Below are 11,661 nucleotides of genomic sequence, written 5' to 3'. Positions count from 1 at the left end.
CAGCTCCTGGTTCTCAAGTGGTCGACATCTCGACGGGAGAGGCACGGTTGGAGAAGCTCGACGGTGAGGCCGATTCCTACATCCTCCACGTCAACGGGGTCCCCTCCTCGTCGATCACTCTCAGCGATCCGCAGCGACTGGACTTCGAGTACCTGGATTGGATGCGACGCATCATCGACGTCGAGCTCCCTGCCGGGTCGCTGCGGGCCGCACACATCGGTGCCGCCGGCTGTGCTCTGGCCCGCGCCATCGACTCGGCGCGGCCCGGGTCGAAACAGACGGCGATCGACATCGATGCCAAGCTGCTCGACTTCGCCCGCGAGTGGTTCGACCTGCCCCGCTCCCCCTCGCTGGCTCTGCGTGCCGGTGACGGCGCGGTGGAGATCGGGAAGTTCCGGCCCGATGCCCTCGACGTCCTCGTCCGGGACGCCTTCGACCATGACTCGGTTCCGTCCTCCCTGCAGACTGCTGAGTTCTTCGCCGGCTGCGCCGTGGCGGTCAAGGACTCCGGTCTCTATATCGCCAACGTTCCCGACAGCGGGGACCACCGCATCCTCCGGTCCGAACTGCGCGGCCTCGGCGAACACTTCGCCCATCTGGCCGCAGCCACGGAACCGGCGATCCTCAAAGGACGTCGACGCGGCAATGTCGTCGTCCTCGCATCCAACACAGCGCCGGATGTGACCGGTCTCGACCGCAGTCTGCGCACCGCCGCCTCATCTGCGACCTTCCTGGCCGGAGCGGACCTGCGCTACCGCCTCGGTCTCTGACTCCCGCGCCAGCCTTCCACCGGAGTCTCAGGCACGCCCACATCCGGAATCTGAGGAACGCCCACAACCGGAATCGCAGGCACGCCCTCAGCAGGATGTGAGGTACGCCCCGGTCCGAAATGACGTTGCGACTACAGACGCCCGGGAAAGTTCGGCATAATTGAATGCCGACCCAAGAAGGTGAGATGACCGAAACTTCAGAAATTCGTGTTGAGCAGACCAAGCTCGACGAGCTCTATGCCCGCCTCGATGAGCTCCGGGAGGAGACGACAGCCCGCCTGGGCACGGTGAGGATCTCCGAGGTCGGAGGAAATCACCAGCATCGCACCGAACGCGATGCCTTCGCGACGATGTACGAAGATCAGCTCATCCGCCTCGACGGCGCCGAGGAGGGACTGTGCTTCGGTCGCCTCGACATCGTCGACGAAGACGCACCCACGTATATCGGTCGCATCGGACTCACCGACGAACAGCGACAGCAGATCCTCATCGACTGGAGAGCGCCGGCCGCCGAGCGCTTCTACCAGTCGACTGCCGCCAACCCCGATGGGATCGCCCGCCGCCGTCACCTCGTCACCGCGAACCGGTTGGTGACCGGCATCGAAGACGATGTGCTCGACATCGACGCGCTCGATGACGATCAGCGGTCGAACCTGCAGGGTGAGGGAGCCCTTCTCGCCGCTCTGACCACACACCGCACCGGTCGGATGGGCGATATCGTCGCAACCATCCAGGCCGAACAGGATGCGATCATCCGCCGTCCGCTCTCCGGAGTCCTCGTCGTCCAGGGCGGGCCGGGAACCGGCAAGACCGCCGTCGCCCTCCACCGCGCCGCATTCCTGCTCTACCGGCACCGGGAGCGCATCGCGAAGTCCGGTGTCCTCCTCGTCGGCCCGTCGACGGTGTTCCTCAAGTACATCGAGAAGGTCCTGCCCAGCCTCGGCGAGACCGGGGCCGTCCTGCTCACCCCGGGTCAGCTCTACCCCGGGCTCGACACGGATGCCACAGATGCACCGGCAGTAGCCGAGATCAAGGGCCGCTCCGTCATGGCCCGGGTGCTGAAGAACCACGTTGCGAACTACCAGCGCATCCCCGACCACGATGTCGAGATGCGGGTGCGTTCGCACACGATCGTGCTGCGTCGCCGCGACGTCCGGTCCGCGCGCGATCGGGCCCGTCGCAGCGGAGATCCGCACAATGCCGCTCGCACCGGTTTCGTCACCGGTCTGCTGAAGATCCTCGCCGAGGATCTCGCCCGTGAGATGGGTTTGGATGCCGCCGGAGAGCGGCTGCCCGAGCTGCTCGAGGATCTGCGCTCCTCCGTCGACGTCCGTCGCGCCCTCAACCTCGCATGGTTCCCCATCGGCCCCGTCGCCGCTCTGCGATCCCTGCTGGGCAGAGCGCACAAGCTGCAGGGCGCCGCTCGCAGACTCCTCACCCCGGCCGAGCAGTCGATTCTGCTCGAGCAGCGTCGCGATGAGTTCACGGTCGACGATGTGCCGCTGCTCGATGAGCTGGCCGAGCTTCTCGGCTCCGCTCCGCAGCAGACCCAGGCTCGGGATGATTCGGCCCGCGAATACGCCGAAGCCGTCGTCGATATGACCGAGACCGGCGGAATGGTCTCGGCCGAGACGCTCGCCTCCCGCTGGGAGGAGCAGGGGCCGACGATGACCCTGGCCGAACGCGCCCTTGAGGACCGGGAATGGACGTACGGCCACCTCGTCGTCGACGAGGCCCAGGAACTCTCTCCCATGCAGTGGCGCGTCCTCTTCCGCCGCGTGCCGTCGAAGTCGGCCACCGTCGTCGGCGACCTCGCCCAGTCCTCGCAGGTCGACAACGCCCGCACCTGGTCGTCGATCCTGAACGAGTTCGTCGGGGACCGTTTCGCCCTCCAGGTGCTCACTGTCTCCTACCGCACCCCGCAGTCGGTGATGGATCTGGCCAACCGGTACCTGCATCGGCATTTCCCGCAGCTCGAGCTCGTCGAGTCGGTGCGCCGGGGAGGTTCGGACCCGCAGCTGGATTCCTTCGCCGACGAGTCCGAGATGCTGGCCGCCCTCCCCGCGGCGGTTGCGGCCGAGGTGTCCGCTGCCGAAGGTGGGAAGATCGCTGTCATCGCTGATGAGGAGCTCATCGAGCCCATCGCCGAGGCGGTCGCGGACTTCGATTTCGGACGCTCGGTCACGGGCCTGGACCATCAGATCGCCCTCATCACCCCGCAGCAGGCCAAGGGCCTCGAGTTCGATTCGGTGATCATCGTCGAACCCGGCCGCATCGCCCCGATCGGCGGCGAGGCCGGCGTCGGCGGCCTCTATGTGGCGCTGACGCGGACGACGGAACGTCTGCGCGTCCTGGCCTCTGTGTCCACGGAGCTGACCGAACTCTTCTCCGCCGAGGCGATCCGTCAAGCCGGCTGACCCTCCCAATTGCTACCTGACGGCGGCCCAGCAACCTCGCGCGAGGTTGCTGGGCCGCCGTCAGGTAGCAAGGGAGGTGGGTGAATGTAAAAGGCCGCTTGGGTTCGGCTTCCCCTCCGAACCGCAAGCGGCCGCGCGCCGTAGCGCGCACGTTCAATACTACACAACTAATTCTGTACCGCGGTACTCGACACGAAGATTTCTGACAGAAATCTCAGCAGTCTCGGAATCCAGTCACGGGGACGCTCCGACACGTTCAGTCGGCGAAGTCTTCGGGGGTGGGTTCCCGGGTCTGACCGGACTGCAGCAGCGCATCGGCACGCAGCGAATCGATCGCGGCCTCGAAGTCTTCGAGCGAGTCGAATCCCTGGTACACGCTGGCGAAGCGCAGGTAGGCGACCTGGTCGAGTTCGCGCAGCGGTTCGAGGATGGACAGACCCACTTCGTCGGCGTCGATCTCGGCGATTCCCCGCGACCGGATGTTCTCCTCCACCCGCTGCGCGAGCTTCGCGAGATCATCGTCACTGACCGGACGACCCTGGCAGGCTTTGCGCACACCCGACATGATCTTCTGACGGGAGAACTCCTCGGTGACTCCGGAGCGTTTGATCACCGACAGGCTCGTGGCCTCCATCGTGGTGAATCGGCGACCGCAGTGACGGCACTGCCTGCGCCGGCGGATCGCGGCTCCGTCTTCGCTGGTCCTCGAATCGACGACCCGCGAATCGGACTCACGGCAGAACGGACAGCGCATCTCTACTCCTCGAACCTGATGTCGACAGCCCGGCCGTGGGCCGGCAGCTGTTCGCTGGCGGCGAGAACACCGATGTGTTCGGCCACCTCTGACAGGGCCTGCCGGTCGTAGTCGATGACCTGGCTGACCTTGATGAATGAGTGCACACCCAGGCCCGAACCGTGGGCGGCGGTGCCCATCGTGGGCAGCACGTGGTTCGACCCGGCGCAGTAGTCGCCCAGCGACACCGGTGCCCAATCGCCGAGGAAGACCGCTCCCCCGTTCGTGATCCGCGCCCCGACCGCTGCGGCATCGGCCGTGTGGACCTCGACGTGCTCACCGGCATAGCCGTTGACGACGGTGATCCCGGCGTCGAGGTCGTCGACGAGGACGAGCGCCGACTGTCTTCCGGCCAGAGCCGTGGAGATCCGTTCGGTGTGCGTCGCCTCCGTTACCTGCACGTCCAGCTCCCTCTGCACCGCCTCTGCGAGTTCGACGGAGTCGGTGACCAGCACCGAGGCGGCCAGTTCGTCGTGTTCGGCCTGGCTGATGAGATCGGCGGCGACGAAACGCGGGTCGGCCTGTGCGTCGGCGAGGATGATGATCTCCGTGGGACCGGCGACCGCGTCGATGCCGACCCGGGAGCGGACGAGTGATTTCGCCGCAGCCACATAGGCGTTCCCGGGGCCGGTGATGAGGTCGACCGGTTCGAGTTCCTCGCCGTCGTCGAAGCCGAAGGCCAGTGCGCCGATCGCCTGTGCTCCGCCGATCGCCCAGACTTCGTCGATGCCGAGGATGTGTGCGGTGGCGAGCACGGTCGGGTGCGGCAGGCCGCTGCTCTGGGGCGGGCTGGCGATCGCCAGTGAGTGTGCACCGGCGGTCTGCGCCGGCACGACGTTCATGATCACCGTTGAGGGGTACACGGCCAGTCCGCCGGGCACATAGAGGCCGACGCGTTCGACCGGCAGGTGGCGGGTGGTGACGAAGGCACCGGAGGCCAGCTCGGTGCGGACATCGGCGGGACGCTGGTCGGCGGCGACCTTCCGGGCGCGGGCGATGGATTCGACGAGCGCGGCCCTGACCGCGGGATCGAGAGCGTCTGCGGCCTCGGCCAGAGCCGATGCCGGTACGCGGAGGTACTCGGGGCGCACTCCGTCGAAGCGTTCGGTGAAGTCCTTCACCGCGGCCGCGCCCCCGTCGGCGACGGTGTCGAGGAGTTCGGCGACGCGTCGTTCGATATCGGCATGGGTCTCGGCGGCCCGAGGCAGCTTCTGCGCCAGGAATCGCTTGCTGAGGGTCTCACCACGGAAGTCCAGAATGTTCACCCGCACCATTCTAGTCTCCGCAGCAGCACCGCAGTCCTCCGGCCCGAAGTGCGGACGGACCGGAATCGCTGCAACGGCACGATCGGCGAAACGACACACCTTTCTCTGAACTGCTCACGTTCTTCAGTGGGCGGTTCAGAGAAGGGTGCACCAGAACAGCCAGCGCGACCCGCTGCCTGCGGCCGCTGAGCAATCGTGAGCGGCGATGCGGCTGAGCCTCAGACGCTGAAGCAGCGGGAGCCCAGCAGAGCCTTCAGGTCTCCGTAGAGGCTCGGGTTCGGGTCGACCCGGATCGACCGGTCCAGACGCATCACCGTCTGCCGCCCCGGCTGAGACAGGGTGATGTGGACGTCCGTCTGGCCCTTGTTGGATTCGAGGATCCGTCGCAGCTTCGTCGCCATCTCCTCGGTCGCCTTCTCCATCGGCATGATGAGGGTGAGCGGTCGATCGTCGGGGTCGGTGACATCGGGAATCGTCATCGACATCGCCATCAGTGAGGTCGGACGGTCGTCGGAGGTGCGGATGCGGCCGGTCAGGGAGATCACGAGGTCGGTCGCCAGCAGGCTCGCCACGGGTTCGTAGGTGTCGCCGAAGAACATCACTTCGATCTCGGCTTCGAGGTCCTCCAAGGTCACGATCGCATAGGGACGTCCGGAGTTCTTCGACACCTTGCGAGTGACCTGCGTGATCATTCCGCAGACCTTGATCTGGGATCCGTCATGGCGGTGCGATTCCGGATCGACCACCTCGGCGATGGAGGCATCGGATTCGGCGGCCAGCACCCCTTCGAGCCCGTTCAGCGGGTGGTCGGAGACGTAGAGGCCGATCATGTCGCGCTCGAAGGACAGCTTCTCCTTCTTCTCCCACTCCGGACGATCGGGGATGGTCACGGAGAAGCCCTGTGCGTCGTCTCCCCCGCCGAGCCCGGCGAAGAGGTCGAACTGTCCGTTGGCTTCCTGCCGTTTGACGCCGATGACCGAGTCCACGGCCTCCTCGTGGACTTCGACGAGTGAGCGACGGCTGTGGCCGAGCGAGTCGAAGCCGCCGGCCTTGACGAGCGACTCGATCGTGCGCTTGTTGCACACGTGGCTGGGCACCTTGTCGAGGAAGTCCGTGAACGAGGTGTAGGCGCCCTTCTCTCCGCGGGCTTCGACGATGCCTTCGACGACGTGGGCGCCGACGTTGCGGACCGCGCCCATGCCGAAGCGGATATCGGTGCCGACCGGGGTGAAGTGGAGCGCGGATTCGTTGACATCCGGAGGCAGCACGGTGATGCCGAGGCGACGGCACTCGTTGAGGTAGATCGCGAGCTTGTCCTTGTTGTCACCGACCGACGTCAGCAGGGCCGCCATGTATTCGGCTGTGTAGTGGGCCTTGAGGTAGGCGGTCCAGTAGGACACGACACCGTAGGCGGCCGAGTGCGCCTTGTTGAACGCGTAGTCCGAGAACGGCAGCAGAATGTCCCACAGTGCTTGCGCGGCGGCCTCCGAGTAGCCGCGTTCCTTCATTCCGCCGAAGAAGCCGACCTGCTGCTTGTCGAGCTCGGACTTCTTCTTCTTGCCCATCGCACGGCGGAGGATGTCGGCCTGACCCAGCGAGTAGCCGGCGACCTTCTGCGCGATCGCCATCACCTGCTCCTGGTAGATGATGAGACCGTAGGTGGTGTCGAGGATATCCTTGAGCGGCTCCTCGAGCTCCGAGTGGATCGGGGTGACCTCCTGCAGGCCGTTCTTGCGCAGGGCATAGTTCGTATGCGAATCAGCACCCATCGGACCGGGTCGGTAGAGGGCCAGGGTCGCGGAGATATCCTCGAAGTTGTCCGGCTTCATCATCCGCAGCAGGGCACGCAGACCACCGCCGTCGAGCTGGAACACACCGAGGGTGTCGCCCCGTGTGAGCAGTTCATAGGCGGCCGGGTCGTCGAGAGTCAGGTGCTCGAGGTCGAGGTCGAAGTCCCGGTTGGCCTTGATGTTCTCCACCGCGTCGGAGATGATCGTGAGGTTGCGCAGGCCCAGGAAGTCCATCTTGATGAGCCCGAGGCCCTCAGAGGTCGGATAGTCGAACTGGGTGATGACCTGACCGTCCTGGAACCGACGCATGATCGGGATGACGTCGATGATCGGGTCCGAGGACATGATGACACCGGCTGCGTGGACACCCCACTGCCGCTTCAGTCCTTCCAGCCCCTTCGCGGTCTCGAAGGTCTCTCGGGCTTCCGGATCGGTGTCGACGAGTTCGCGGAATTCGCCGGCTTCCTTGAAGCGCTTGGACTCCGGGTCCTCGATGTCCTTGAGCGGAATGTCCTTGGCCATCTCCGCCGGCGGCAGCGCCTTCGTCAGCCGCTCACCCATCGAGAAGGGCTTGCCGAGCACACGGGCGGAGTCCTTCAGCGCCATCTTCGTCTTGATCGTGCCGTAGGTGACGATCATCGCCACACGCTCATCGCCGTACTTCTCGGTCACATATTCGATGACCTCGCCACGGCGACGATCATCGAAGTCGACGTCGAAGTCGGGCATGGACACACGGTCCGGATTGAGGAAGCGCTCGAAGAACAGTCCGTGCTGCAGCGGGTCGAGGTCGGTGATTCGCATCGCGTAGGCGACCATGGAGCCGGCTCCCGAACCACGGCCGGGCCCGACGCGGATGCCGTTGTCCTTCGACCAGTTGATGAAGTCGGCGACGACGAGGAAGTATCCGGGGAAGCCCATCGAGATGATGATGTCGAGTTCGTAGTCGGCCTGTCTGCGGACTTCGTCGGGAACACCGTCGGGGTACCGGTAGTCGAGTCCCTTCGCGACCTCCTTGATCAGCCATGAGGTCTCATCCTCACCCGGAGGGCACGGGAACTTCGGCATATAGTTCGCCGAGGTGTCGAAGGAGACTTCGCACTTCTCGGCGATCTCGAGGGTGTTGTCGCAGGCTTCGGGGAATTCCCTGAAGAGGGACCGCATCTCTGCGGGAGTCTTGAGGTAGTAGCCGGAGCCGGAGAAAGCGAAGCGCGAACCGCCCTGATCATAGGTGGGTTCGATGAGTTTGGAACCGGATTGGATGGCCAGCAGCGCTTCGTGCGCCTTCGCATCCGATTCGTGTGTGTAGTGGAGGTCGTTGGTGGCGACCAGCGGAATGTCGAGTTCCTTCGACAGCCGGATGAGGTCCTTCGTCACTCGCTTCTCGATGGACAGACCGTGGTCCATGAGTTCGACGTAGTAGTTGTCCCTGCCGAAGATCTCACGGTACTTCCCCGCCGCAGCCTTGGCCTCTTCGTACTGTCCGAGTCGCAGGCGGACCTGGACCTCTCCCGACGGGCAGCCGGTGGTGGCGATGAGTCCGTCGGAATAGGTCTCGAGCAGGTCCTGGTCCAGCCGCGGCCATTTCGCCGTCACCGAGTCCAGAGAGGCGTAGGACGATGCCTTGAACAGGTTCCGCATGCCCGTGTTGTTCCGCGACAGCAGGGTCATGTGTGTGTAGAGACCACCGCCGGAGAGGTCGTCGCTCTTCTGCGATTCGTCGGTGCGCCACTTCACGCGCGTCTTGTCCCGGCGGTCGGTGCCCGGGGTGACATAGGCTTCGACGCCGATGATGGGTTTGATGCCGGCGGCGGTCGCCTGGGACCAGAAGTCGAAGGCTCCGAACAGGTATCCGTGGTCGGTCGTGGCGATCGCGGACATTCCCGATGCCTTCGTCGCCGCCATCAGATCGGCGAGGCGGGCCGCACCGTCCAACATGGAGTATTCGGTATGGACGTGGAGGTGGACGAAGTCCTCGTTCGGCACTGGGCGCCGCCTTCCTGAAGTTGCCGGTGGTGCGCCCCCAGCTTAGTCCATCAGCTGCGCTTCAGGAGGCTTCGGAGACTGTTGCTCCGGGCACCTTCGACGGCTGCGACTCGGTGTTCAGTTCGGCCGGATGCGGTCGAGCGCGGTCTGCAGATCCTCCGGATAGCCGCTTTCGAACTCGACCCACTTCTGCGTGTCGGGGTGGTGGAAGCCGAGTTTGACGGCGTGCAGCCACTGGCGTTCAAGACCGAGTTCCTTCGCCAGCACCGGATCGGCTCCATAGGGCAGGTCTCCGACGCAGGGGTGTTTGGTGGCTGAGAAGTGGACACGGATCTGGTGGGTGCGTCCGGTCTCCAAGTGGATCTCGACGAGCGCGGCACGGCGGTGAGCTTCGATCACCTCGTAGTGGGTGATCGCGTTCTTGCCTTCGCTGCGCACAGCGTAGAGTCCGTCGTGCTTCGGGTGGCGGGCGATCGGGGCGTCGATGGTGCCGAGCACAGGGTCGGGCAGACCTTGGACGACCGCATGGTAGGTCTTGTCCACCGTGCGCTCCTTGAAAGCCCGTTTGAGCACGCTGTAGGCGTATTCGCTTTTGGCCACGACCATGAGCCCGGAGGTTCCGACGTCGAGGCGCTGCACGATGCCCTGGCGTTCGGGGGCACCCGAGGTCGCGATACGAAAGCCCGCCGCGGCGAGCCCGCCGACGACGGTGCGTCCGGTCCAGCCGAGAGCCGGGTGAGCGGCCACGCCGACCGGTTTGTCGACGACGACGAAGGCATCCTCGTCGTGGACGATGCGCATTCCCGGCACGGGATCGGGCACGACCTCGAGGGGCCTCTTGGGTTCGGGCATCATGATGTCGAGCCGTTCACCGGCGATGACGCGATCGGATTTGATGACCGGGCGTCCGGACATCTCCACTCCCCCGTCGGCGCAGATATCTGCGGCTGCGGTGCGGGAGAGGCCGAGCAGCTTCGACATCGCAGCGTCCACGCGCTGACCGTCGAGTCCCTCAGGGACGAGGATGGAGCGTTCAGTCATGAGAGTCCTCTTTCACACGTGTGGAGTCCGAGCCGTCGATGTCGATTCCCCTGAGGCTGACGATGACGAGGGTCACTGCGGCGGCGGAGATCGCGATGTCCGCGACGTTGCAGATGAACAGCGACAGATCGATGAAGTCGACGACGGCTCCGTGCAGGAATGCGGGTTCGCGGAAGAGCCTGTCGACGAGGTTGCCGAAGAGTCCGCCCAGCAGCAGACCGAGCCCGGTCGCCCAGGCTCGCGACCCGAGCTTGCGGGAGATCACGAGGATCGCGATGAACACCCCGATGGCGATGATCGGGAAGATCCACGTCACGTTCGAGCCGAGTCCGAGTGCGGCTCCCGGGTTGCGGTAGAAGGTGAATCCGGCCAGAGAGCCGAGCACAGGCACCGGCGGCTGGTCCTCGAGGAGGGTGACGGCAAGGAACTTGGTGAACTGATCGATCACGAGCACGGTCGCCGCGATTGTGAACAGCAGGGCCATCATGGCGGCGCGAGGTCTTTTCACCCGTGAGGCAGGATCGTTCATTTGGTTCATTCTAGCCCACTGCCGACGTTGAGGGACTCAGCCGCGTGCCGGTGGAATGCGCGGACACAACGGAGGCCCGGGTACTCCGAAGAGTTCCCGGACCTCGGTCGGTGATGCCCTGGGATCAGAGCTTGTGGTTCGACGAACCGCCCAGCGGGCCGTTTCCGTCGAGGGTCTCCGGAGCCAGGCTCGTGGAGTTCTCGAGGTCACGCAGCTGATCGTTGAGGTAGCTCTTCAGTCGTGTGCGGTACTGGCGCTCGAAGTTCGAGAGCTGGTCGATGGAACGCTCGAGGGTCGACTTCTGCGATTCGAGGGTCGACAGCGTTTCGTCGCGCTTCGATTCGGCCTTGCCGACGATGTCGGCGGCTTCCTTCTCGGCACCCTTGATGAGCTCGTCGCGCTTGCGCTCACCTTCGGCGACATGCTCGTCGTGGACGCGCTGGGCCAGAGCGATGAGGCCATGGGCGTCTCCGTCGCCACCGGCTGCGACAGCACCGAGACCGGCGCCTGCGGCTCCGCCGGCGGCCATCGCCGGTGCAGCAGAGCCTTCCTGGGGAGCCGGGGCGGCTTCCTTGACGACCGGGGCCGGGGTCTCTTCGACCGGTGCCGGAGCAGCAGGTGCTTCGGCCGGAGCCGGAGCCTCTTCCTTCTCTTCGGGTGCAGGAACCGCGGCGGGCATCGCCTGAGTGGCGTCGATGTCCTGGGCCGGTGCGGCGGTGGCGCCGCCGGCTTCGAGTTCCTTCACACGCTGTTCGGCGGTGGAGAGCTTCTGACGCAGTTCGTCGTTCTCCTGGTAGAGACGGCGAATCTCAACGACGACCTCATCAAGGAAATCGTCGACTTCGTCCTGGTCGTACCCGTCGCGGAACTTCACATGCTGGAACCGCTTGTTTACTACGTCTTCAGGCGTGAGCGCCATGAGGTCACCTTCGGTCGATCTACATTCATTACGCTGCCGCCCCGAAGGACGGCTTCAACGTCACATTAGCGTAACACCTGCAGTTTTGTCCCGCAGAAATGGCGTGTCTTGCGTTCAATGACGAAGTTCTACGCATCCGAGGCTAACAACC

At 65.0% G+C, this 11,661-nt stretch carries 8 protein-coding genes; 2 read left to right on the top strand and 6 right to left on the bottom strand.

The annotated features are described in order from the left end of the window. The first annotated feature begins 17 nt into the window (after positions 1 to 17). Both GUY37_RS07855 and GUY37_RS07850 read left to right on the top strand, forming a co-directional pair. The gene (locus tag GUY37_RS07855) at positions 18 to 770 is read left to right on the top strand and encodes a spermidine synthase (protein ID WP_228278431.1); all 753 of its coding nucleotides are present in this window, start codon (positions 18 to 20) and stop codon (positions 768 to 770) included. Positions 771 to 955: 185 nt separating this feature from the next. After that, positions 956 to 3,187: a HelD family protein gene (locus tag GUY37_RS07850; RefSeq protein WP_166824194.1), complete on the top strand. Its 2,232-nt coding sequence runs from the start codon at positions 956 to 958 to the stop codon at positions 3,185 to 3,187. A gap of 256 nt (positions 3,188 to 3,443) precedes the next feature. Here the strand turns inward: GUY37_RS07850 and nrdR are convergent, their stop codons facing one another. From nrdR to GUY37_RS07820, 6 genes are all read right to left on the bottom strand, one after another. Further along, positions 3,444 to 3,941 carry a transcriptional regulator NrdR gene (nrdR, locus tag GUY37_RS07845; protein WP_135809799.1) on the bottom strand — a complete coding sequence of 166 codons (498 nt, stop codon included), beginning with the start codon at positions 3,939 to 3,941 and terminating at the stop codon, positions 3,444 to 3,446. Between the two features lie 2 nt (positions 3,942 to 3,943). Then, positions 3,944 to 5,254: a histidinol dehydrogenase gene (hisD, locus tag GUY37_RS07840; RefSeq protein WP_166824191.1), complete on the bottom strand. Its 1,311-nt coding sequence runs from the start codon at positions 5,252 to 5,254 to the stop codon at positions 3,944 to 3,946. A gap of 209 nt (positions 5,255 to 5,463) precedes the next feature. Then, complete coding sequence (gene dnaE, locus GUY37_RS07835) at positions 5,464 to 8,973, bottom strand: DNA polymerase III subunit alpha (protein WP_407645407.1); 3,510 nt, start codon at positions 8,971 to 8,973, stop codon at positions 5,464 to 5,466. A gap of 165 nt (positions 8,974 to 9,138) precedes the next feature. Beyond that, positions 9,139 to 10,062, bottom strand: a complete 924-nt coding sequence (locus GUY37_RS07830; RefSeq protein WP_152348822.1) for an RluA family pseudouridine synthase — start codon at positions 10,060 to 10,062, stop codon at positions 9,139 to 9,141. Next, a complete protein-coding gene (locus GUY37_RS07825) occupies positions 10,055 to 10,591 on the bottom strand; it encodes a signal peptidase II (RefSeq protein WP_166824185.1) in 537 nt (178 codons plus the stop codon). Before GUY37_RS07825 ends, GUY37_RS07830 begins: the two co-directional genes overlap by 8 nt. A 124-nt stretch (positions 10,592 to 10,715) precedes the next feature. After that, the gene (locus GUY37_RS07820) at positions 10,716 to 11,510 is read right to left on the bottom strand and encodes a DivIVA domain-containing protein (RefSeq protein ID WP_166824182.1); all 795 of its coding nucleotides are present in this window, start codon (positions 11,508 to 11,510) and stop codon (positions 10,716 to 10,718) included. Positions 11,511 to 11,661: the final 151 nt, after the last annotated feature.

It is taken from the genome of Brevibacterium limosum (assembly GCF_011617705.1).
Lineage (GTDB): Bacteria > Actinomycetota > Actinomycetes > Actinomycetales > Brevibacteriaceae > Brevibacterium > Brevibacterium limosum.
Note: the sequence above shows the minus strand (reverse complement) of the source record. Positions and strands in the feature narration are given on the sequence as shown.

Bases quoted from the DNA above. Each gene is read 5' to 3' on its own strand.
- GUY37_RS07850 (WP_166824194.1), top strand. From the start codon at position 956: ATGACCGAAACTTCAGAAATTCGTGTTGAGCAGACCAAGCTCGACGAG.
- nrdR (WP_135809799.1), bottom strand. From the start codon at position 3,941: ATGCGCTGTCCGTTCTGCCGTGAGTCCGATTCGCGGGTCGTCGATTCG.
- hisD (WP_166824191.1), bottom strand. From the start codon at position 5,254: ATGGTGCGGGTGAACATTCTGGACTTCCGTGGTGAGACCCTCAGCAAG.
- dnaE (WP_407645407.1), bottom strand. From the start codon at position 8,973: ATGTTGGACGGTGCGGCCCGCCTCGCCGATCTGATGGCGGCGACGAAG.
- GUY37_RS07830 (WP_152348822.1), bottom strand. From the start codon at position 10,062: ATGACTGAACGCTCCATCCTCGTCCCTGAGGGACTCGACGGTCAGCGC.
- GUY37_RS07825 (WP_166824185.1), bottom strand. From the start codon at position 10,591: ATGAACGATCCTGCCTCACGGGTGAAAAGACCTCGCGCCGCCATGATG.
- GUY37_RS07820 (WP_166824182.1), bottom strand. From the start codon at position 11,510: ATGGCGCTCACGCCTGAAGACGTAGTAAACAAGCGGTTCCAGCATGTG.